The sequence below is a fragment of the Pseudoroseicyclus sp. H15 genome (assembly GCF_054353345.1).
In genome coordinates, this window is record NZ_JBTHJE010000002.1 from 275,222 (window position 1) to 294,158 (window position 18,937).

At 66.7% G+C, this 18,937-nt stretch carries 22 protein-coding genes; 14 read left to right on the plus strand and 8 right to left on the minus strand.

Annotation, left to right across the window (positions count from 1 at the left end):
• The first annotated feature begins 231 nt into the window (after positions 1-231).
• From ACXN5S_RS05200 to ACXN5S_RS05210, 3 genes are all read left to right on the plus strand, one after another.
• Entirely contained in the window at positions 232-1,974 is a 1,743-nt protein-coding gene (locus tag ACXN5S_RS05200) for an acetolactate synthase 3 large subunit (RefSeq protein ID WP_458604341.1), read from the plus strand.
• A 58-nt stretch (positions 1,975-2,032) separates the two neighbouring features.
• Positions 2,033-2,602, plus strand: a complete 570-nt coding sequence (gene ilvN / locus ACXN5S_RS05205; RefSeq protein WP_458604342.1) for an acetolactate synthase small subunit — start codon at positions 2,033-2,035, stop codon at positions 2,600-2,602.
• A gap of 333 nt (positions 2,603-2,935) precedes the next feature.
• A complete protein-coding gene (locus tag ACXN5S_RS05210; protein ID WP_458604343.1) occupies positions 2,936-3,865 on the plus strand; it encodes a nucleoside hydrolase in 930 nt (309 codons plus the stop codon).
• Positions 3,866-3,916: 51 nt separating this feature from the next.
• Here the strand turns inward: ACXN5S_RS05210 and ACXN5S_RS05215 are convergent, their stop codons facing one another.
• Genes ACXN5S_RS05215 through ACXN5S_RS05225 form a run of 3 tightly spaced genes read right to left on the minus strand, consistent with a single transcriptional unit; the run spans position 3,917 to position 5,901 of the window.
• On the minus strand, positions 3,917-4,816 hold the full coding sequence (locus ACXN5S_RS05215; protein WP_458604344.1) for a DMT family transporter: 900 nt from the start codon (positions 4,814-4,816) through the stop codon (positions 3,917-3,919).
• Between the two features lie 28 nt (positions 4,817-4,844).
• The gene (locus tag ACXN5S_RS05220) at positions 4,845-5,402 is read right to left on the minus strand and encodes a peptidylprolyl isomerase (protein ID WP_458604345.1); all 558 of its coding nucleotides are present in this window, start codon (positions 5,400-5,402) and stop codon (positions 4,845-4,847) included.
• Positions 5,395-5,901: a peptidylprolyl isomerase gene (locus ACXN5S_RS05225; protein ID WP_458604346.1), complete on the minus strand. Its 507-nt coding sequence runs from the start codon at positions 5,899-5,901 to the stop codon at positions 5,395-5,397. The genes ACXN5S_RS05220 and ACXN5S_RS05225 overlap by 8 nt, the downstream gene beginning before the upstream one ends.
• Positions 5,902-6,022: 121 nt before the next feature.
• On the opposite strand from ACXN5S_RS05225, the gene ACXN5S_RS05230 reads away from it, so the two are divergent.
• The 5 genes from ACXN5S_RS05230 (at position 6,023) to ACXN5S_RS05250 (ending at position 10,218) form a co-directional block, all read left to right on the plus strand.
• The gene (locus tag ACXN5S_RS05230; RefSeq protein WP_458604347.1) at positions 6,023-7,210 is read left to right on the plus strand and encodes a phosphoglycerate kinase; all 1,188 of its coding nucleotides are present in this window, start codon (positions 6,023-6,025) and stop codon (positions 7,208-7,210) included.
• Positions 7,211-7,541: 331 nt separating this feature from the next.
• A complete protein-coding gene (locus tag ACXN5S_RS05235) occupies positions 7,542-8,471 on the plus strand; it encodes a class I fructose-bisphosphate aldolase (RefSeq protein ID WP_458604348.1) in 930 nt (309 codons plus the stop codon).
• A gap of 115 nt (positions 8,472-8,586) precedes the next feature.
• Positions 8,587-9,213, plus strand: coding sequence for a hypothetical protein (locus tag ACXN5S_RS05240; protein WP_458604349.1), 627 nt, complete (start codon positions 8,587-8,589; stop codon positions 9,211-9,213).
• Between the two features lie 140 nt (positions 9,214-9,353).
• Complete coding sequence (locus ACXN5S_RS05245) at positions 9,354-9,653, plus strand: FtsB family cell division protein (protein ID WP_458604350.1); 300 nt, start codon at positions 9,354-9,356, stop codon at positions 9,651-9,653.
• 133 nt (positions 9,654-9,786) lie between these two features.
• A complete protein-coding gene (locus tag ACXN5S_RS05250; protein ID WP_458604351.1) occupies positions 9,787-10,218 on the plus strand; it encodes a PACE efflux transporter in 432 nt (143 codons plus the stop codon).
• Positions 10,219-10,241: 23 nt separating this feature from the next.
• Here ACXN5S_RS05250 and ACXN5S_RS05255 read toward each other — a convergent pair whose 3' ends face one another.
• From ACXN5S_RS05255 to ACXN5S_RS05265, 3 genes are all read right to left on the minus strand, one after another.
• Positions 10,242-10,838 (minus strand): SCO family protein, encoded by a 597-nt coding sequence (locus ACXN5S_RS05255; protein ID WP_458604352.1) that lies wholly within the window; start codon positions 10,836-10,838, stop codon positions 10,242-10,244.
• Positions 10,835-11,878 carry a copper chaperone PCu(A)C gene (locus tag ACXN5S_RS05260; RefSeq protein ID WP_458604353.1) on the minus strand — a complete coding sequence of 348 codons (1,044 nt, stop codon included), beginning with the start codon at positions 11,876-11,878 and terminating at the stop codon, positions 10,835-10,837. Before ACXN5S_RS05260 ends, ACXN5S_RS05255 begins: the two co-directional genes overlap by 4 nt.
• 99 nt (positions 11,879-11,977) lie before the next feature.
• Entirely contained in the window at positions 11,978-12,334 is a 357-nt protein-coding gene (locus ACXN5S_RS05265; RefSeq protein WP_458604354.1) for a hypothetical protein, read from the minus strand.
• 363 nt (positions 12,335-12,697) lie between these two features.
• Between ACXN5S_RS05265 and pdhA the strand changes: the two genes are divergently transcribed.
• The 5 genes from pdhA to ACXN5S_RS05290 all read left to right on the plus strand — a co-directional run bounded on the left by pdhA (position 12,698) and on the right by ACXN5S_RS05290 (position 17,287).
• Positions 12,698-13,714, plus strand: a complete 1,017-nt coding sequence (gene pdhA, locus ACXN5S_RS05270) for a pyruvate dehydrogenase (acetyl-transferring) E1 component subunit alpha (protein ID WP_458604355.1) — start codon at positions 12,698-12,700, stop codon at positions 13,712-13,714.
• A complete protein-coding gene (locus ACXN5S_RS05275) occupies positions 13,715-15,106 on the plus strand; it encodes a pyruvate dehydrogenase complex E1 component subunit beta (RefSeq protein WP_458604356.1) in 1,392 nt (463 codons plus the stop codon).
• Positions 15,106-15,354 carry a hypothetical protein gene (locus tag ACXN5S_RS05280; protein WP_458604357.1) on the plus strand — a complete coding sequence of 83 codons (249 nt, stop codon included), beginning with the start codon at positions 15,106-15,108 and terminating at the stop codon, positions 15,352-15,354. Before ACXN5S_RS05275 ends, ACXN5S_RS05280 begins: the two co-directional genes overlap by 1 nt.
• Entirely contained in the window at positions 15,354-16,712 is a 1,359-nt protein-coding gene (locus ACXN5S_RS05285; protein WP_458604358.1) for a pyruvate dehydrogenase complex dihydrolipoamide acetyltransferase, read from the plus strand. Before ACXN5S_RS05280 ends, ACXN5S_RS05285 begins: the two co-directional genes overlap by 1 nt.
• A 260-nt stretch (positions 16,713-16,972) precedes the next feature.
• A complete protein-coding gene (locus ACXN5S_RS05290) occupies positions 16,973-17,287 on the plus strand; it encodes a hypothetical protein (RefSeq protein ID WP_458604359.1) in 315 nt (104 codons plus the stop codon).
• Here ACXN5S_RS05290 and ACXN5S_RS05295 read toward each other — a convergent pair.
• Entirely contained in the window at positions 17,284-17,727 is a 444-nt protein-coding gene (locus ACXN5S_RS05295) for a MarR family winged helix-turn-helix transcriptional regulator (RefSeq protein WP_458604360.1), read from the minus strand. The genes ACXN5S_RS05290 and ACXN5S_RS05295 overlap by 4 nt on opposite strands.
• Positions 17,728-17,821: 94 nt before the next feature.
• Here ACXN5S_RS05295 and ACXN5S_RS05300 point away from each other — a divergent pair, with 94 nt between their 5' ends.
• Positions 17,822-18,253, plus strand: a complete 432-nt coding sequence (locus ACXN5S_RS05300) for an organic hydroperoxide resistance protein (protein WP_458604361.1) — start codon at positions 17,822-17,824, stop codon at positions 18,251-18,253.
• Positions 18,254-18,302: 49 nt separating this feature from the next.
• On the opposite strand, the gene ACXN5S_RS05305 is transcribed toward ACXN5S_RS05300, so the two are convergent.
• Complete coding sequence (locus ACXN5S_RS05305; protein ID WP_458604362.1) at positions 18,303-18,923, minus strand: TetR/AcrR family transcriptional regulator; 621 nt, start codon at positions 18,921-18,923, stop codon at positions 18,303-18,305.
• Positions 18,924-18,937 lie beyond the last annotated feature (14 nt).

Sequence of the window (18,937 nt, forward strand, 5' to 3'; positions counted from 1 at the left end):
AAAAATGTCCGCTTTTGCTGTTGACCGCCTCAAACACCGCTCCTATGGTCGCTTCCGCAGAGTGGAGAAGATCATGTCGATCATCGTACTTATTGGAGAAAGGCGCATGGGGCCGTAAGGCACGCCCAGATCCAAACCCATGCGCCCCCGGTCCTCAGCCGGGGGTTTTTGTTTTCTAAACCATGATTTCACCACCGCACGACGCGATAGGCCGACAAAAGGACGAGGCACATGTCTAGGGAAATGACCGGAGCCAAAATGGTTGTCGAAGCTCTGAAGGATCAGGGCGTCGATACCGTGTTCGGCTATCCGGGGGGCGCCGTTCTGCCCATTTATGACGAGATCTTTCAGCAGAACGACATTCGCCACATCCTCGTTCGCCACGAGCAGGCCGCGCTTCACGCCGCCGAGGGCTATGCCCGCTCGACCGGCAAGCCCGGCGTCGCGCTCGTCACCTCCGGCCCCGGCGCCACCAATGCGGTGACCGGGCTGACCGATGCGCTGATGGATTCGATCCCGGTCATCGTGCTCTCCGGGCAGGTGCCGACCTTCCTGATCGGCACAGATGGCTTTCAGGAGGCCGATACAGTCGGCATCACCCGGCCCTGCACCAAGCACAATTATCTGGTGAAAGAGCCCGACGCGCTGGCCAAGACCATTCACGAGGCGTTTCACGTCGCCACCCACGGGCGCCCCGGCCCCGTGCTGGTCGACATCCCGAAGGATGTGCAATTCGCCAACGGCACCTATACCGGCCGCGAAGAGATCCGCCCGCGCTATCAGCCCAAGGTGAAGGGCGACCGGGCCGCCATCGAGGCGCTGGTCTCCGCGATGGAAGCGGCAGAGCGGCCGATCTTCTACACCGGCGGCGGCGTCATCAACTCGGGGCCGCAGGCCAGCCAGCTGCTGCGCGAGCTCGTGGATGCGACGGGCTTTCCCATCACCTCCACTCTGATGGGCCTGGGCGCCTACCCGGCTTCCGGCAAGCACTGGCTGGGCATGTTGGGGATGCATGGGCTCTACGAGGCCAACATGGCCATGCACGATTGCGACCTGATGATCTGCATCGGCGCGCGTTTCGACGACCGGATCACGGGGCGCACCGACGCCTTCTCCCCCGGCTCGCTGAAGGCGCATATCGATATCGACGCCTCCTCGATCAACAAGATCATCCGCGTCGACATCCCGATCATCGGCGATGTCGCACATGTGCTGGAAGACCTGCTGACCATCTGGAAGTCGCGCGGCCGCAAGACCGCCCGCGACGGCCTGGCCGGCTGGTGGCGGCAGATCGAGGCGTGGAAGCGGGCTGAATGCCTGAACTACGCGCCCTCTGAGACGGTGATCAAACCGCAATACGCCCTGCAGCGGCTGGAAGAGCTGACCAAGGGGCGTGACCGCTACATCACCACCGAGGTCGGCCAGCACCAGATGTGGGCCGCGCAATATCTCGGCTTCGAGGCGCCGAACCGCTGGATGACCTCTGGCGGCCTCGGCACCATGGGCTACGGCTTTCCCGCTTCGATCGGCGTGCAGATCGCCCATCCCGAGAGCCTGGTCATCAACGTCGCAGGCGAGGCGAGCTGGCTGATGAACATGCAGGAGCTGGGCACTGCCATGCAGTTCCGCGCCCCGGTGAAGCAGTTCATCCTCAACAACGAGCGCCTCGGCATGGTGCGCCAGTGGCAGGAGCTGCTGCATGGCGAGCGCTATTCGCAAAGCTGGTCTGAGGCGCTGCCCGATTTCGTGAAGCTGGCCGAGGCCTTCGGCGCCAAGGGCATCCAGTGCAGCGACCCGGCCGATCTGGACGATGCGATCATGGAGATGATCGAGCATGACGGGCCGGTGGTCTTCGATTGCCTGGTCGAGAAGCACGAGAACTGCTTCCCGATGATCCCCTCCGGCAAGGCGCATAACGAGATGCTTCTGTCGGCAGAGCGCGATGCCTTCGTCGGCGGCGGAGCGCTGGTGTGATGCCAGCCCCTGCCCTTCGCCCAGACAGCATGCGCAACGAGTTCGAAAGAGACGAGCAATGAACGCCCTTAAGATCGAGCAAGGCTCTACCAGCCATTCCGCCTACAACCTCCGCGACACGGCGGACGAGACCATCCAGAAACACACGCTGGCGGTGATCGTCGAGAACGTGCCGGGCGTGCTGGCGCGGGTCATCGGGCTGTTTTCGGGCCGCGGCTACAACATCGACAGCCTGACCGTCGCCGAGATCGATCACGAGGGGCATACCTCGCGGATCAACATCGTCACCTCGGGCACCGACCATATCGTCGAGCAGATCAAGGCGCAGCTTGGCCGCATCGTGGTGGTGCAGGAGGTCCATGACCTCACGGTCGAGGGCAAGGCCGTGGAACGCGAGCTGGCGCTCTTCAAGGTGGCCGGCACGGGCGACAAGCGGATCGAGGCGCTGCGGCTGGCCGAGATCTTCCGCGCCAACGTGGTGGATTCGACGCTGTCCTCCTTCACCTTCGAGGTGACGGGCACGCCGGAGAAGATCGACGCCTTCGCCGAGCTGATGCGCCCGCTGGGCCTGGCAGAGCTGGCGCGCACGGGCGTGGCGGCGCTGGCGCGGGGCGAGAGCGCGAGCTGAGGGACGGCTGAGGCAGGGGGCAGACCTTCGGGCTCGACCGCTGCCGCTCCTTCCCCCGCGCGGAATCAAGGCCGTCAGGCCGCCGCGCGAGCGCCGGCCCGTCCCGGCGGGCTGGCGCTCTGGTGACGGCAGCGCAGAGCCCTCCGCTGGGAGGGGTTTGGCGGCATAAAGCACAATAGCGGCACCGGAGCTGCGCCACCCCACGGGCCGGCGTGAGGGGTCATCGCTGGGTGGCGTCGGGCATACAGTCGCGACGAGATCGCACTCCCAAAACCCACTGGCCTTCGCCGTCGCCCTCTGCTTACCTGCCTGCTCCGAACGAGGGAGGCCGCCATGGCGCGCAAGATCATCATCGATACCGATCCGGGGCAGGACGATGCCGTCGCCATCCTGCTTGCCCTCGCCTCGCCGGAGCTGGAGGTCGTCGGGATCACCGCCGTTGCCGGCAACGTCCCCCTCGCCCTGACCCAGCGCAACGCCCGCATCGTCTGCGAGCTGGCCGGGCGGCCAGACATCAAGGTCTTCGCTGGCTGCGACCGCCCCATGGGCCGCCCGCTGACCACGGCGGAGCATGTGCATGGCGGCACGGGCCTCGATGGCGTCGAGGTCTATGAGCCCGACATGCCGCTCGCCGAGGGCCATGCCGTCGACTTCATCATCGAGGCCGTCCGCGCCGCACCAGGCGAGATCACCCTCTGCCCGCTCGGGCCGCTCACCAATATCGCCACGGCTCTCCAGAAGGCCCCCGACATTGCCGAGAAGATCGCCGCTATCGTGCTGATGGGCGGCGCCTATTTCGAGGTCGGCAACATCACGCCCGCCGCAGAGTTCAACATCTATGTCGATCCCGAGGCGGCTACCATCGTCTTCGCCTCCGGCATCCCGATCACGGTGCTGCCGCTCGACGCGACCCACAAGGTGCTGACCAACAAGGCGCGCATCGAGCGGTTCCGCGCCCTCGGCGAGGTCGGGGAGACGGTGGCGGCCTGGACAGATTTCTTCGAGCGGTTCGACGTCGCCAAATACGGCGGTGAAGGCGCACCGCTGCATGATCCCTGCGTCATCGCCTGGCTCCTGAAGCCCGAACTCTTCAGCGGCCGCGAGATAAACGTGGAGATCGAGGTCGACAGCGAGCTGACGCGCGGCATGACCGTCGCCGATTGGTGGGGCGTGACCGACCGGCCGAAGAACGCGCTCTTCATTGGCGATGCCGATGCCGCCGGGTTCTTCGATCTACTGACAGAGAGCCTCGCCCGCCTTTAGGCAACGAATTCCGCGCGGAATTCGTCACGGAAATCGCGCGATTTCCGTGCGCTACAGATCCGGCGGCGGCACGGGCCTGCGCCGGTTTATCAGCACGATCCCCAGCGCCACCAGCGCCAGCGCCCCGAAGAGCCGCCAGCTAAGGTGGTCGCCCAGCACCAGCCAGCCAAGCGCCACCGAGAAGACCGGCGCGAGGAAGGAGAAGCTCGCCACCCCGCTCGCCGGGTAGATCGACAGCAGCCAGAGCCAGAAGATGAAGCCGAAGCTCACCACCACCACGATCTGAAAGGCGATACCGGCCAGATGGATCGGCTCGAACTCGCGGATCAGCGGGCCGAAGAGCGGCGCCAGCAGCAGCAGGATCGGGGCCGAGACGGCCACCTGCCACAGGAGCTGCCCCTCGGGGCGCAGCTCGCTCAAGGGCGAGTTCTTGGCGATCAGCAGCGTCGCGGCCCAGCCCATACCGGCGCCGACGGCGCAGAGATCGCCCACAAGGTTCGCCGATTGCCCGCCCCGCTCGGCCAGCGCCAGCGCGACGCCTGCCATCGCGGCGGCAAGGCCGAAGGCGGCGGAGCCGGAGATACGCTCGGAGCGCAGCACGAAATGGCTGCCGAGCAGCGTCCAGACCGGCATGGAATAGAAGAGAATCGAGGTGCGGGTGACGTTGGTGAGATCCAGCGCCAGAAACAGCATCAGGAACTCGAAAGCGAAAATCACCCCGCAGATCACGCCCGCGAGGGCCACCCTGCCCTGCCCCAGCCGGATCGGCCGGCCACGCAGGCGGTAGAAAGCCCAGATGCAAAGCGCCGCCCCGAGCGAACGGATGCCGGCGAAGAAGACCGGCTGGATGCCCGCATAGGTGAGCTTGGTGACGACCTGGTTTACCGCCAGCAGCAGCGAAAAGCCGATGAGGGCCGCCGCGCCGAAGGCGTCGATACTGTCCTTCTTCATGGCGCGGCGGCTTTCTTGTGGGTCGGCGTTACTCTGTGACTTCCACGTTCGCCATCACGTCGGGCTGCCCGACGACGGCGCCGTTGGGGCCGGTGCCGCGCTTGATGGCGTCGAGCACGTAGAGGCCCTCGGTCACTTCGCCCACGATTGTGTAGGCGCCATTCAGATGCGGCGCGGGCGCGAACATGATGAAGAACTGGCTGTTGGCACTGTCGGGGCTCTGGCTGCGGGCCATGCCGACGACACCGCGGTCGAAGCTCAGCTCATCGGAGAATTCTGCCGGCAGATCGGGCAGATCGGAGCCGCCCATACCGGCCATCGACATATCGCCGCCCGACTTGCCGTACTCCACATCGCCGGTCTGGGCCATGAAACCGTCGATGACGCGGTGGAAGACGACGCCGTCATAGGCGCCCTGCTCGGCCAGCGTGGTCAGACGCTCGACATGCTGCGGGGCCGCATCGTCGAAGAGATCGATATGGATCACGCCATTGGCCTCGCCCTCGACGGTGATGTCGAGGCCGGTGGCGAAGGCGGGGCCCGTGATGGCCGCGGCGGCGAAGGTGGCGAGGATGAGATTACGCATCGGCGGCGACTTTCATGCTGATCATCCGGTCGGGGCTGGCTGGCGGCTCGCCGCGGGCGATGGCGTCCACATGCTCCATCCCGTCGATCACGCGCCCGTAGACGGTGTATTGACGGTTGAGGAAGTGATTGTCGGAGAAGTTGATGAAGAACTGGCTGTTGGCCGAATCCGGGCTGGCCGAGCGGGCCGCGCCGAGGGTGCCACGGTCATGCGGCACGCCGGAGAATTCCGCCGGCAGGTCGGGCAGGTCAGAGCCGCCACGCCCGGCGGCGTTGATGTTGAAGTCCTTCTCCATGTTGCCATTGGCCACATCGCCCGTCTGGGCCATGAAGCCCTCGATGACGCGGTGGAAGGCCACGTTGTCATAGGCACCGTCACGGGCCAGCTTCTTCATGCGCTCGACATGCTTCGGCGCCACGTCGGGCAGAAGCTCGATGGTGACGGTTCCGCCCTTGAGTTCCAGCAGGATGGTGTTCTCGGGATCTTTGATCTCGGCCATGGGCCACTCCTTCCAATATTTTGCGCGGACGCTATGCGCCCCGGCGCTGAAAGCCAAGCCACGCTTGACGCCATGCCGCGAGGGCGCCACGACAGGGCGTACACGAATGCGGGAGGCCGGCATGGCTTGGACATCGCTCGACGGGATGGACCTGAAGGGAAAGCGCGTGCTGACGCGCGTCGACATCAACGTACCGATGGAGGATGGCCGCGTCACCGACACGACGCGCATCGACCGCATCGTGCCGACGGTGAAGGACATCCTCGCCAAGGGCGGCAAGCCCATCCTTCTGGCGCATTTCGGCCGGCCCAAGGGTCAGGTGGTGCCGGAGATGTCCCTGTCGAAGGTGCGCCCGGCGCTGGAAAAGGCCCTCGGTGTGCAGGTGCGCTTCGCAAAGGATTGCGTGGGGCCCGAGGCCGAGGCCGCCGCCGCCGAGTTGCCTGCCGGCGAGGTGCTGCTGCTGGAGAACACGCGCTTTCACCCCGGTGAAGAAAAGAACGACCCCGAGCTGGCCAAGGCCATGGCGAAGCTCGGCGATGTCTATTGCAACGACGCCTTCTCCGCCGCCCACCGCGCCCATGCCTCGACAGAGGCGCTGGCCCGCCTGCTTCCCGCCTGCGCCGGCCGGCTGATGGCCGAGGAGCTGACGGCGCTGGAGAAAGCGCTCGGCAATCCGGCCCGCCCGGTGATGGCGATCGTCGGCGGTGCCAAGGTGTCGACCAAGCTCGATCTGCTCGGCAACCTGGTGGCCAAGGTCGATACGCTGGTGATCGGCGGCGGCATGGCCAACACCTTCCTCGCCGCGCAAGGCTATGACGTGGGCAAATCGCTCTGCGAGCACGACCTGGCCGGCACCGCGCGTGAGATCCTGGAGAAGGCGAAGGCGGCGGGCTGCACCATCCTTCTGCCGGAGGATGTGGTTGTGGCCAGCGAGTTCAAGGCGAATGCCACCTCGAAGATCGTCCATGCCGACAGCGTGCCGGAGGACATGATGATCCTCGACGCGGGGCCCATCGCCGTTGCCGCCATCGCGACAACCATGGGGCGCAGCAAGACGCTGATCTGGAACGGCCCGCTCGGCGCCTTCGAGATCCGCCCCTTCGACTCCGCCACCAATTCCGCCGCGCAAATCGCCGGGAAGCTGACGGTGAACGACGGGCTGATTTCTGTCGCCGGGGGCGGTGACACCGTTTCGGCGCTGAACCAGGCCGGGGTCGTGGAGGAGTTCAGCTATGTCTCCACCGCAGGCGGAGCCTTCCTGGAATGGATGGAAGGCAAGGAGCTGCCCGGGGTCGCCGCGCTGGGGTGAGTAGCACGGCCTGGGGAACGTTCCCCCAGGCGCTGCCCTGGCACGCCGTCCCGTGGGGTGGCGCTCCAACCGCTCCGCTACTGCGCTTTACGCCTGCTACACTCCTCCCAGCGGCAGGCTTTGCGCGAACGTAGCCAGAGCGCCAGCCCGCCGGGACGGGCCGGCGCTCGCGCGGCGGCCTGACGGCCTTGGTTCCGCGCGCAGCCTTGGTCGGGGACACCTGAGCGCTCCGCAGGCACCCTGCCCTTCACACGCTCCCTGATTGCGCAAACAGAATTGAACCGTCGCCCGGCCCCCTCTACCAGTTGCCTCAACAAGGAGGACTGAACCGATGGCGATGACGCAGATCGTGCGTGACATTCTGGCGAAATACGAGGGCGAGACCCCCGGCGTGAAGGGCAACCTCGCGCGGATCCTGATGAACGGGCGGCTCGGCGGCACCGGCAAGCTCATCATCCTGCCGGTCGATCAGGGCTTCGAGCATGGGCCTGCGCGCAGCTTCGCGCCCAACCCGCCGGCCTATGACCCGCATTATCACTACCAGCTCGCCATCGACGCCGGCCTCTCGGCCTATGCCGCGCCGCTCGGCCCGCTCGAGGCCGGGGCCGATACCTTTGCCGGCCAGATCCCGACGATCCTCAAGGTGAACTCGGCGAACAGCCTGATGTCCGGCACCGCCGGCAAGAACCAGGCCATCACCGCCAGCGTGCGCGACGCGCAGCGGCTCGGTTGCGCCGCCATCGGCTTCACCATCTACCCCGGCTCCGACATGGCGCTGGATATGTTCGAAGAGATCGCCGAGATGCGCCGTGAGGCGGCCTCTGTCGGCATCGCCTCGGTCGTGTGGAGCTATCCGCGCGGCGAGGCGATCAGCAAGGAGGGCGAGACCGCCGTCGACGTGGCCGCCTATGCCACCCATATGGCCGCCCTCCTCGGCGCGCATATCATCAAGGTGAAGCTCTCGACGGATCACCTCATGCTGCCCGAGGCCAAGAAGGTCTATGAGGAGCAGGGCATCGACATCTCCACCCAGGCCGCGCGGGTGAAGGATTGCGTGAACTCCGCCTTCGGCGGCCGTCGCATCATCATCTTCTCCGGCGGTGCCAAGAAGGGCGGCGATTCTGTGCTCGACGATGCGCGCGCCATCCGCGAAGGCGGCGGCAACGGCTCGATCATCGGTCGCAACTGCTTCCAGCGCCCCCGCGCCGAAGCGATGGACCTGCTCGACCAGATGGTCGACATCTACCTCGGTAACGACTGACGGGCTGGGGGCCTCGCGCCCCCTCCCCCTCACGGGCCGACATATCCGGCCACAGGCACGTCGTCATTGCCGGATAGCGCTCCTCCGTGGCACGCTCGTGCCAGGAGTAACCCTCATGCGTCTTGCGATCTCGACTGCATCGATCCTTGTCATCCTCGCGGCCTGCGCGCCGGAGGAGACGGCGAACCCGCTGCTGGTTCCGCCGGACCAGATCGTTCCCCTGCCGCCGGAGCCGCCGCTCTACACCATCGGGCCCGATCCCGACCGAGAGATCCCGCAGATGGGCACGCTTCGCGGCACGCTCGAAGGCGAGCCCGTGGCGTGGGACACCTATGACTTCTCCGTCGGCGCCCCTGACGGTTCGGTGCAGTTCACCGATTATGACGTCCTGGAGCTGAGTATCGGCGGCTACCGTCCTGGCCAGCCGCGTGAACTCTCCGGAACGATCTCCATCATCGCAGAGATGGCCGAGGCCGCGCCCGGGCGGTCGCTGGCCGCCCAGGTGGAGCTGAACGGTGAGAACTTTGCCGATCCGCTCTTCGCCGCGCCGGCCGAAGTGGTGATCGAAAGCCTCACCCGTGGCGAGCCCGGCTCGCCCATGGGCACGCTCTATGGCACCATCACCGCCACCATCACCGCGCCCGACCTCTGCCCCGGCACGGCCGAGCCGCCCTGCAACGGCGGGCTGGCGCTGCGGCTGGAAGGCGAGGTGCAGTACAACATTCCCTGGCCAGAGGAGTGACGCAGGGCACCCCGGCCTATGGCAAATCGGCCATTGCGCCCGGCGATCTGGCCATGAGTGCTTGGCCTGCCGGGCCGTCTCTGCCAGTATGATGCACAGCCGTCCGGCAAAGAGGCGGCACGAGGCAGATGAGAGCACGCATGGTCCGCATGAGCCGCCCGCCGCTGGCGCCCCTCTTCTATATTTCCGCCATGGTTCTGCTCGGCGCCTATTTCATGTTTGCCGCCGTTCAGGGCGATTACGGGTTGTTCCGCCGTGCCGAGGTTGAGGCGGAAGAGCGCGATCTCAGCGCCCAGCTCGATGCGCTGAACGCCGAGGTGACGCAGATGGAAAACCTCACCCGCCGCCTGTCGGACAATTACCTCGATCTCGATCTGCTCGATCAGCAGGCCCGCGACGTGCTGGGCCTCATCCGCTCTGACGAGATGATCATCCGCTGATCCCTGCCGAAGGATGCCGCGGGGCAACCCTGCCCGGCCGCCCTCCTCCCCTGCCTTGAACCATGTGCGGCGCCCGAGTAGGCCCTCCTGCACCCGCGCCCGTTCTGGCGCAGCAGACCCAAGGCCCCGCCCCATGCGCTCCCCCCTAGACCGGCTTCGCCATGCCCTCAGCTTCGAGATCATCGCGCTCTGCCTCGTGATCCCGCTCGGCGCGCTCGCCTTCGGCAAGCCCATCGGTGATATCGGGGTGATCGGCGTGGTCGGCGCCACGCTCGCGACGCTGTGGAACATGGGCTTCAACACGCTCTACGACCGGGCCCTGAAGCACCTGCACGGCACAACGTTGAAGACGCCGGCGCAGCGCGTCGTGCATACGGTGCTGTTCGAACTGGGGCTGCTGGCGATGCTGCTGCCGTTCATCGCCTGGTATCTCGACATCTCGCTCTGGCAGGCGCTGGTGATGGATGTCTCTTTCGCGGCCTTCTACATGGCCTATGCGTTCGTCTTCAACTGGGCCTACGACGCGCTCTTCCCGCTGCCCGAATGGAGCCGGCCGCAGGGCTGAACGCCCCGCGGCCCACCCCGGTCTTACGCCTGAAGCGCGCGGCGCAGCTTGCGCAGCGCGGTCTCCAGCGGCTCCTGGTAGGAGATCGGCTCGATGAAATTGCCGTTCCTGTCGAACAGCAGCACGAAGGCCGAATGGTCCATCGTGTAATCGCCGCCGTCGAGCGGCACCTTGGCAGCATAGACACCATAGGCGCGGATGGCCTTGTCGATCTCCGCCCGCTCGCCGGTCACCCCGGTGACGCCCGGCACCCAGGAGACGTAATCACCCAGTGTCTCGGCATCGTCGCGCTCGGGATCGACCGTGACGAAATAGACCTTTAGCGGGTCACCCTCTTCCCCCAGCTCTTCGCGCCAGGTGAGGATGTCGCCTAGCGTTGTCGGGCAGACATCGGGGCAATGAGTGAAGCCGAAGAACACCGCCGTCGGGTGCCCGTCGGTGAGCGTGGCCTCGGTGAAGGCCTCACCGTCGGTGGTGGCCAGGGCGTAATCGCCCTGACCAAGAGTGCCCGCCACCGGCAGATCGGCACCGGCGCGCAGCATGTAGAAGGCCGAGCCGCCGGCGAGGATCGCCACCGCGACGGCGACCCAGAGGATCAGGCGCAGGCTGCGCTGGTTCATTCGGTAACCTCCATGTCATCCATATCGCCGTGGTCCATATCGCCGTGGTCCATCGCGCTGTGATCCATTTCGCCGTGGTCCATCGACCCGTGATCCATGGCCTCGCGGGCGTTGATCGCCCCGACGCTCAGCATCACATCGACATCGCCGGCTTCGGCGAAGGTCAGCGTCACCGGTACCTCGGTGCCTTCGACCAGCGGTCCGGCCAGCTCCATGAGCATGATGTGGTAACCGCCGGGCGTCAGCTCCACCGTCTCACCAGCCGGGATCGGCAGGCCGCCTTCGAGCTCGCGCATGCGCATAACGTCGCCGTCCATCTCCATCTCATGGATCTCGACGCGGCCGGCGGCGGGGGTGCTGCCAGCGATGAGCGTGTCGTCGGTCTCGCCCGCGTTGGTGACGGTCAGGAAGCCGCCGCCCACCGGGGCGTTCGGCAGCGTTGCCCGCGTGAAGGCGCCCGTGATGGTCAGATCGCCCACGCTCCAGCTGCCCGCGGCCGCCGCGTCGGCATGGTCGTGGCCACCATGGCCGCCATGACCGTCACCGCCGGCAGCGGCCTCGGTCACCATCACTGTCGGGGCCAGGTCGCCCGTCCAGCTTTCAACGGCATCGCCGCAGAGCTGCACCGTCTCGAAGCTCAGCACCGTACCGGGGGCGACATCAGGGCCGATGGAGCCGCGGACGGTGAACTCGTCATACCAGGCATCTTCCAGCGCGCCGCCCGACCAGGTGATCTCGCGGGGCCCCTCGGTCATTTCGGTGCCGTGATTGTTGTAGGGGGTCTCATAGGCTCCCTGGGTGATCTCAAGCTCCCAGCCTGCCTTCGGCATGGGCTTGGCGGCATAGAAGCCTTCGGGCAGCGTCACGCGCACCGTATCGGTCGCGGCGCCGTCGCAGCCATGCGGCACGCGCAGGGTCGCCATATAGGTCGCCCCGGCGGGCGCCTCGCTGGCGGCCAGCGTCACATGCGCGGCGGCGGGGCCGGCGAACGAGAGCGAGAGAGCGGCGACGGCCGCGGTGGAGAGAAGAAGTTTCGGCATGTTGCCTCCGGATTCGGCAGGGGTGGCGGGGCATCGCCCTCGGACCCGCTGCCGGGATAGGTTTGGCGCGGCGGCGTCAGGCCCCGCGTCACGGATTGCTCAGATGAGGTGCAGGGCCGGAGGTGCCCTGGCAGAGCTGTTGGGGTTGCCGCGCTGCGGGCTGAGGCCAAGGTCGGCCAGCGCGCCCGGCCAGGCGGGCTCCAGGGAAAGGCGCAGGGCCGCGGGGGCGAAGTCGCAGGCGGGCGCTTCGGGCAGGCCGTGGCAGATCGGGCAATGGCTGGCATGACCGCCCGGCAAGTCTCCACAAATGTCGCTGATGTCCCCGCCGGCGGCCAGATAGGCTGCCAGCCCCTCCGGCAGCGGCTCCTCGGGCGCCATCTGATCTGCCGCCACGAGGCTCGACAGCGCGAAAGCCAGCGCGGCGAGTGTCAGCATGAGGCGATGCAACAGGGCCATGCCGCCTCCTAGGCCTCCGCGCGCCCCGGCGCAATATCGGCGCGCCCCCCGCGACCTTGCGCCGCCATCCCCCGGGGCACCACCTCTCCCCTCAAGCACAGCTGCCTCTCTCGCTTTTCTGAAAAATATCCCGGGGGGAGTCGCCAAAGGCGACGGGGGGCTGGCCCCCCTCCGCCCTCACCGCCAGTCCCCGACCTCACCGATCTGTAGTCCCTCAATCGCATCGCTGCTGCTCTAAACTCCCCAGGTTACCCTCAGGTGCATGGCAGCCTTGCGCCCTCCGCCCATTTCGACAATGGTCATTGCCAATGAGCTCTGCCAAGATAGTTCAAAGCTAAACTATGTCTTAACGGGAGGATCCCGATGGCGACGCGCAAGGCTGCGGCCAAGCCCAATGTCTCCGCCGAGGAGCTGTTGCACCACTACCGCGAGATGCTGCTCATCCGCCGCTTCGAGGAAAAGGCCGGCCAGCTCTACGGCATGGGCCTGATCGGCGGCTTCTGTCACCTCTACATCGGCCAGGAGGCCGTGGTCGTGGGCCTCGAGGCCGCCGCCGAAGAGGGCGACAAGCGGGTCACGAGCTACCGTGACCACGGCCACATGCTCGCCTGCGGGATGGACCCGAAGGGCGTCATGGCCGAGCTCACGGGCCGCGAGGGCGGCTATTCCAAGGGCAAGGGCGGCAGCATGCACATGTTCAGCCGCGAGAAGCATTTCTACGGCGGCCACGGCATCGTCGCGGCCCAGGTGCCGATCGGCGCCGGCCTTGCGCTGGCCGACAAGTATCTCGGCAACGACCGGGTCACCTTCGTCTATTTCGGCGACGGCGCCGCCAACCAGGGCCAGGTCTACGAGACCTACAACATGGCCGAGCTGTGGGACCTTCCCGTCGTTTTCGTGATCGAGAACAACCAATACGCCATGGGCACCTCGACCAAGCGCTCCACCAAGTCGCCGACCTACTGGCAGCGCGGTGCCGCCTATGGCATCGAGGGCGAAGAGGTCGACGGCATGGACGTGCTCGCCGTGCAGGCCGCCGGCAAGAAGGCGGTCGAATACTGCCGCTCCGGCAAGGGCCCCTACATCCTCGAAGTGAAGACCTACCGCTATCGCGGGCATTCCATGTCCGACCCGGCGAAGTACCGCACCCGCGAAGAGGTGCAGAAGATGCGCGACGAGCGCGACCCGATCGAGAACGTCCGCCAGCTGCTGCTCACCGGCAACCACGCCTCCGAGGAGGACCTGAAAGCGGTGGACAAGGAGATCAAGGACATCATCAACGAAGCTGCCGAATTCTCGAAGGAAAGCCCCGAGCCGAACCTCGAAGAGCTCTGGACAGACATCTATTCCAAAGACATCCCGCAGGGGGAGGCAGTCTAAATGGCAACCGAAATTCTCATGCCCGCCCTCTCTCCGACGATGGAGGAAGGCACCCTCGCCAAATGGCTGGTGAAGGAAGGCGACACCGTCTCCTCCGGCGACATTCTTGCCGAGATCGAGACCGACAAGGCCACGATGGAATTCGAGGCCGTCGATGAAGGCAAGATCGGCAAGATCCTCATCGAGGAAGGCACCGAGGGCGTGAAGGTGAACACCGCCATCGCCGTGCTGCTCGAAGAGGGCGAAGACGCCTCCGCCATCGACAGTGCCGGCTCGTCCGGCGGCAGCGAGGCCAAGACCGAGGTCAAGGAAGAGACGAAAGGCGACGCCGAGGTCCCGACCGACGCGCCCGTCGCCGCCTCCCCCGCCGCCAAGCCCGACCGCTCGCCCGACTGGCCCGAGGGGACGGAGGTGAAATCCACCACCGTGCGCGAGGCGCTGCGCGATGCGATGGCCGAAGAGATGCGCGGTGACGAGAACGTCTTCGTCATGGGCGAGGAGGTTGCCGAGTACCAGGGCGCCTACAAGATCACCCAAGGGCTGCTCGACGAGTTCGGCGCCAAGCGCGTGATCGACACGCCGATCACCGAGCATGGCTTCGCCGGCATCGGCGTCGGCGCGGCCTTTGGTGGCCTAAAGCCCATCGTCGAATTCATGACCTTCAACTTCGCCATGCAGGCGATGGACCAGATCGTGAATTCCGCCGCCAAGACGCTCTACATGTCCGGCGGTCAGATGGGCTGCCCCATCGTCTTCCGCGGCCCCAACGGCGCCGCCGCCCGCGTGGCCGCCCAGCACAGCCAGGATTACTCGGCCTGGTACATGCAGATCCCCGGCCTGAAGGTGGCGATCCCCTATACCGCCGCCGATGCCAAGGGCCTGCTGAAAAGCGCCATCCGTGACCCCAACCCGGTGATCTTCCTCGAGAACGAGATCCTCTACGGCCGCAGCTTCGACGTGCCGGTGATGGACGACTTCACCGTGCCCTTCGGCAAGGCGCGCATCGCTCGTGAGGGCAAGGATGTCACCATCGTCAGCTTCGGCATCGGGATGCAATATTCGCTGGAAGCCGCTGAAAAGCTGGCCGAAGACGGCATCGACGCCGAGGTGATCGACCTGCGCACGCTGCGGCCGATGGACCTGCCCACGGTCATCGAAAGCGTCAAGAAGACCAACCGCTGCGTGACGGTCGAGGAAGGCTGGCCGCAGGGCTCTGTCGGCTCCTACATTGGCAGCCAGATCATGCAGCAGGCGTTCGACTATCTCGACGCCCCGGTCATCTCCTGCACGGGCAAGGACGTCCCGATGCCCTATGCGGCGAACCTTGAGAAGCTTGCCCTCGTCACCACCGACGAGGTCATCAAGGCCGTGCATGACGTGAGCTATCGCTGATGCCGAACGAGCTGATCTACGATGCGGCCCGCGAGGCCCATGTCATCCGCGGCGAGGATGTCGGCGAGCGCTACCGCATCGTCGTGCCCGATGCGCTGGTCGATAGCGAAACCGGGGAGGCCTCTCCGGATCGTCTCGCTTGGATCGAGGCCAACCTGCCGCAAATTCTGCAAGCCTATACCGCCAAGATGAGCGGCGGTGTCGTCCACGAGCCCTGGGGGCGCGTGCTGGTCGAGGAGGTCGATTGATGCCGACAGAAATCCTGATGCCCGCCCTCTCCCCCACGATGGAGGAAGGCACCCTGGCCAAATGGCTCGTGAAGGAGGGCGACACCGTCTCCTCCGGCGACCTGCTGGCCGAGATTGAAACCGACAAGGCGACGATGGAGTTCGAAGCCGTCGATGAAGGCGTGATCGGCAAGATCCTTGTCTCCGAAGGGTCCGAAGGCGTGAAGGTCAACACCGCCATCGCCGTGCTGCTCGCCGAAGGCGAGAGCGCCGACGATATCGGGGAAACCTCCTCGGCGCCCAAGGAGACGCCGAAGGAAGACAAGCAGGACGCCGCCGAACCTGCCGCGGGCTATGGCCGCGATGGCAGCCAGAAAGACGGTGCGGTAAAAAGCGAGACGCCCCCGCAAGGGAGCGGCGAGCAGCCGGGGAAAGACGGCGAGCGCGTCTTTGCCTCCCCCCTCGCCCGCCGCATCGCCGCCGACAAGGGCCTCGACCTGTCGGCCATCAAGGGCTCCGGCCCGCGTGGCCGCATCGTCAAGGCGGATGTCGAGAATGCCGAGCCCGGCAAGGCCTCTGCGCCCGAAGCCGCGACGCCGGAGAGCAAAGCCGCCGACAAGGCCCCCGTGGCGGCCGCGGCCCCGGCCGGCCCCAGCGCCGAGGCAGTCCTCAAGATGTACGAGGGTCGCGAAACCGAAGAGATCAAGCTCGACGGCATGCGCAAGACCATCGCGCAGCGCCTGACCGAGGCCAAGCAGACCATCCCGCATTTCTACCTGCGCCGCGACATCAAGCTCGATGCGCTGATGAAATTCCGCAGCCAGCTCAATGGCCAGCTCGAAGGCCGCGGCGTGAAGCTCTCGGTCAACGATTTCATCATCAAGGCCTGCGCCCTGGCGCTGCAATCGGTGCCGAAGGCCAATGCCGTCTGGGCGGGCGACCGTATCCTGCAGCTGAAACCCTCGGACGTGGCCGTGGCGGTTGCCATCGAGGGCGGGCTCTTCACGCCGGTCTTGAAGGATGCCGAGATGAAGTCGCTCTCGGCCCTCTCTGCCGAGATGAAGGACCTCGCCTCCCGCGCCCGCGACAAGAAGCTGGCGCCCCATGAATATCAGGGCGGCAGCTTCGCCATCTCGAACCTCGGCATGTTCGGCATCGACAATTTCGACGCCGTCATCAACCCGCCGCACGGCGCCATCCTCGCGGTCGGCGCCGGGGTGAAGAAGCCGGTGGTGGGCGACGATGGCGAGGTCACGGTGGCGACTGTGATGAGCGTGACGCTTTCCGTCGACCACCGCGTCATCGACGGGGCGCTCGGGGCGGAGCTTCTGAAGGCCATCGTCGAGAACCTCGAGAATCCGATGGTGATGCTGGCCTGACCGGCCGCGCCCTTTGCTGGCACCCGGGGGGTTTTCCACCCCCCGGCCCCCCCGGAGGATATTTCCAGAAAAGCGAGGGGGCCCTTTACCCCTTGTAAACCACCCCTCGTGATACTGGCCGCACGGGACAGGCTGCAGAGCCGATGACCGTGAAAAGCGAACCCCGCCGGGCGGCAAAACGCGGCCCTGGCGGGGTAAGCCCGCGCTCTTGCCTGTGGGCCAGGCGCGCGGCATGCTCCCTGTTCAGGGAGGCCTCACCGATGATCTGGATCTATCTGGCGCATGCCTTTGGCGGCATGGTGGCAATCAACACCCTGCCGCATCTGCTGGCCGGCCTGCAGGGCCGCCCCTTCCCCACCCCCTTCGCCAAGCCGCCCGGCCGCGGTTTGTCGTCGCCGCTGGTAAACGTCCTTTGGGCGGCGATAAACGCCGTGATCGCCTGGGCGCTTCTGGTGCTGCCCGCCCCATTGAACCTGACACAAGGCCCGGACGCGCTCGCCTTCGGGCTGGGCGCTTTGCTGGGCGCGCTCGGCATCGCATGGCATTTCGGCCAGGTCATGGCCGGGGAGCGCTAGCCCGCCGCGTTCACCGACTGACTGAGCTTGCGGGTCAGCCGGCCGACCTGCTGCAGCTCCTCCAGCGTCAGGCCCGTGCCGCGCGCGAGGCATTCGGCGAAGCCACGCGTCTGCGCCTCCATCGCCTGCCCGTCTGGCGTGAGCGCAACCTGCACCCGCCGCTCGTCGCCGGCATCACGGCTGCGCGTGACGAGGCCGCGTGCGGACAGCCGTTTGACCAGCGGCGTCAGCGTGCTGGATTCCAGCCCCAGCCGCCGGCCGATGGCGCCGAGCGTCAGCCCGTCCTCTTCCCAGAGCACCTTGAGTACCAGGAATTGCGGATAGGTCAGGCCCAGCGGCTCGAGCAGCGGTTTGTAGACGCGGCCGATGGCGAGATTGGCCGTGTAGATGTCGAAGCAGACAAGCTGGTCGAGCGCGGGTTCCGTCGGGGCATCGGTCATGCAGGGAAAATAAGTCGCACACGATGGGATCGCAAGCTTGATGAATTTAAATCGCGCGCTACATAATCGCGTAACAGCAATGAAGGAGGCTCCCATGCCAGCCAAAGAAGTCGTTTATTCCATCTCCGCCACCGCAACCGGCGGCCGTGACGGCCACGCCCAAACCTCCGACGGCGCGCTCGACGTCAACCTCGTCACGCCCAAGGAGATGGGCGGCGCTGGCGGTGACGGCGTGAACCCCGAGCAGCTGTTCGCGACCGGCTATGCCGCCTGCTTCCTTGGGGCGCTCAAGGCCTATGCCCGCAGCAAGAGCGTCAAGGTCCCCGAGGATGCGACCGTGACCACGACCGTCGGCATCGGCCCGCGCGAGGACAAGGGCTTCGGGCTCGACGTGAAGATCGAGGTGTCGCTGCCCGGCATCGAAAAGGACGTCGCCGAAGATCTCGTCGCCGGCGCGCACCATGTCTGCCCCTATTCCGACGCCACCCGCGGCTCGCTGAGCATCATGCCGACGCTCGCGGCCTAATCGCGGCCCAACCCTTTGAAGGCCCGCCCCCGACCCGGGGCGGGCCTTTTCACGCGGGCGCCGCCGGCCAGCCCGCCAGGGCCGCCTCGCAGAGCGCCAGCAGCGCCCCCCGTTCCGCCCCGTCGCGCGCCAGCACCGACATGCCTTGCGTCACCGCCAGCGCCATGTCCGCCAGCGCGCCGGGCGCCGTGCCCTTCGGCAGCAGGCCCGCTGCGATGTCCCGCTCCACCCGCGCCACGATGATCTCGCGGATCGCCGCGCGCTCTGCCGCCGCCGCCGCCCGCACATCCGCCGCCTCCTTCGAGCCGGTCGCCACCGCGCTGGCCAGCAGGCAGCCGCGCGGGGTGGTCTCGCCGGTGAAGAGCACCGCCGCCTCCGCCAGCATCTGCGCCACCGCGTCCCGGGCGGTGGGCGCCGCGGCAAAGGAGCGGGCCATCTCGGCGGGGTCGCCCGTGTAGCGGCGGAGCGCTTCGAGGAAGAGCCCCTTCTTGTCGCCGAACGCCGCGTAGAGGCTGGGCGCCGTCACGCCCATCGCCGCCGTCAGCTCGGCGACCGAGGTTGTCTCGAACCCCGTCTCCCAAAAGGCGAGCATGGCACGCTCCAGCGCTGCCTCGCGGTCGAAGGAGAGCGGGCGGCCGGGCTTGCGGCGGGGTGAGGCGGCTGGTTTCATATCGATCACTATTA

Coding starts and splice junctions, on each gene's coding strand:
- ACXN5S_RS05200 (WP_458604341.1), top strand. CDS start 232: ATGTCTAGGGAAATGACCGGAGCCAAAATGGTTGTCGAAGCTCTGAAG.
- ilvN (WP_458604342.1), top strand. CDS start 2,033: ATGAACGCCCTTAAGATCGAGCAAGGCTCTACCAGCCATTCCGCCTAC.
- ACXN5S_RS05210 (WP_458604343.1), top strand. CDS start 2,936: ATGGCGCGCAAGATCATCATCGATACCGATCCGGGGCAGGACGATGCC.
- ACXN5S_RS05215 (WP_458604344.1), bottom strand. CDS start 4,816: ATGAAGAAGGACAGTATCGACGCCTTCGGCGCGGCGGCCCTCATCGGC.
- ACXN5S_RS05220 (WP_458604345.1), bottom strand. CDS start 5,402: ATGCGTAATCTCATCCTCGCCACCTTCGCCGCCGCGGCCATCACGGGC.
- ACXN5S_RS05225 (WP_458604346.1), bottom strand. CDS start 5,901: ATGGCCGAGATCAAAGATCCCGAGAACACCATCCTGCTGGAACTCAAG.
- ACXN5S_RS05230 (WP_458604347.1), top strand. CDS start 6,023: ATGGCTTGGACATCGCTCGACGGGATGGACCTGAAGGGAAAGCGCGTG.
- ACXN5S_RS05235 (WP_458604348.1), top strand. CDS start 7,542: ATGGCGATGACGCAGATCGTGCGTGACATTCTGGCGAAATACGAGGGC.
- ACXN5S_RS05240 (WP_458604349.1), top strand. CDS start 8,587: ATGCGTCTTGCGATCTCGACTGCATCGATCCTTGTCATCCTCGCGGCC.
- ACXN5S_RS05245 (WP_458604350.1), top strand. CDS start 9,354: ATGGTCCGCATGAGCCGCCCGCCGCTGGCGCCCCTCTTCTATATTTCC.
- ACXN5S_RS05250 (WP_458604351.1), top strand. CDS start 9,787: ATGCGCTCCCCCCTAGACCGGCTTCGCCATGCCCTCAGCTTCGAGATC.
- ACXN5S_RS05255 (WP_458604352.1), bottom strand. CDS start 10,838: ATGAACCAGCGCAGCCTGCGCCTGATCCTCTGGGTCGCCGTCGCGGTG.
- ACXN5S_RS05260 (WP_458604353.1), bottom strand. CDS start 11,878: ATGCCGAAACTTCTTCTCTCCACCGCGGCCGTCGCCGCTCTCTCGCTC.
- ACXN5S_RS05265 (WP_458604354.1), bottom strand. CDS start 12,334: ATGGCCCTGTTGCATCGCCTCATGCTGACACTCGCCGCGCTGGCTTTC.
- pdhA (WP_458604355.1), top strand. CDS start 12,698: ATGGCGACGCGCAAGGCTGCGGCCAAGCCCAATGTCTCCGCCGAGGAG.
- ACXN5S_RS05275 (WP_458604356.1), top strand. CDS start 13,715: ATGGCAACCGAAATTCTCATGCCCGCCCTCTCTCCGACGATGGAGGAA.
- ACXN5S_RS05280 (WP_458604357.1), top strand. CDS start 15,106: ATGCCGAACGAGCTGATCTACGATGCGGCCCGCGAGGCCCATGTCATC.
- ACXN5S_RS05285 (WP_458604358.1), top strand. CDS start 15,354: ATGCCGACAGAAATCCTGATGCCCGCCCTCTCCCCCACGATGGAGGAA.
- ACXN5S_RS05290 (WP_458604359.1), top strand. CDS start 16,973: ATGATCTGGATCTATCTGGCGCATGCCTTTGGCGGCATGGTGGCAATC.
- ACXN5S_RS05295 (WP_458604360.1), bottom strand. CDS start 17,727: ATGACCGATGCCCCGACGGAACCCGCGCTCGACCAGCTTGTCTGCTTC.
- ACXN5S_RS05300 (WP_458604361.1), top strand. CDS start 17,822: ATGCCAGCCAAAGAAGTCGTTTATTCCATCTCCGCCACCGCAACCGGC.
- ACXN5S_RS05305 (WP_458604362.1), bottom strand. CDS start 18,923: ATGAAACCAGCCGCCTCACCCCGCCGCAAGCCCGGCCGCCCGCTCTCC.